At 31.7% G+C, this 842-nt stretch carries 1 protein-coding gene; it reads left to right on the top strand.

Annotated features, from left to right (window positions below; translation table 11 throughout):
* Positions 1 to 388: 388 nt before the first annotated feature.
* On the top strand, positions 389 to 842 hold a 454-nt coding region (locus tag KHA98_RS22745; RefSeq protein ID WP_379732500.1), incomplete at its 3' end, for a DUF4294 domain-containing protein.

Here is an 842-nt window from a genome sequence, read left to right as displayed (position 1 = left end):
TTTCTCATAAGAAGTAAGTTCAAAGTATTCAACTATTATTTCAGGTAATAACAACTTGAGAAGATCAATAAAAGAATCCTGCATTTCTATTTGATTTTAAAATACAAATTTCGACCTTTTAATATTTTCCCACAACAATATGTATTGATCCATTGAAAGACTTAAAGCCGGATTGATTTATTTTCTCATGCCATTTGGCTAGTTTGGTTTTGTTTGGTTTTTGAATATTTCTTGTATATGATGATTTTTCTAATTTTTTTAAAAAAAGTTCTGTGGAATTTATGCTAGGAAGCTTAGTTTAAATGATTAATGAATAGAGAAATTCAAGACTATCAAAAAAAAGTAAAATTATGAATTCGCCGTAAGAGATTCGATTCTTGGCGACACGATCGAATTGCCTGAAATCATTATTACCAAAGAAAAACTGGACCCTGAAGCACAAAAACAGTTTTTGATTCTACAAAACAGAGTGTACAAGGTTTATCCTTATGCAAAACTGGCAGCAGACCGTTTGACAGCTTTAAATAAAGGAATGGCTCGTTTAAAAACGAATCGTAAAAAGAAGAAGTATTTTAAGATCGTAGAAGACTACCTTAATAATGAATTTGAAGAACGATTAAAAAAACTCTCGAGAAAACAAGGTCAGATTTTAGTAAAGCTGGTGCACCGCCAAACCGGAATCACCACCTATGAATTAATACGAACCCTGAAAAGTGGTTTCAAAGCTTTTGTGTCCAATACGACAGCCAATTTATTTGATATAAGTTTAAAGACAGAATACAAGCCTTATGAAGTAAACGAGGATTATCTAATCGAAACAATTCTTCAGCGGGCATTTGAGT

This window comes from Flavobacterium branchiicola (assembly GCF_018383905.1).
GTDB lineage: Bacteria > Bacteroidota > Bacteroidia > Flavobacteriales > Flavobacteriaceae > Flavobacterium > Flavobacterium branchiicola.
Note: the sequence above shows the minus strand (reverse complement) of the source record. Positions and strands in the feature narration are given on the sequence as shown.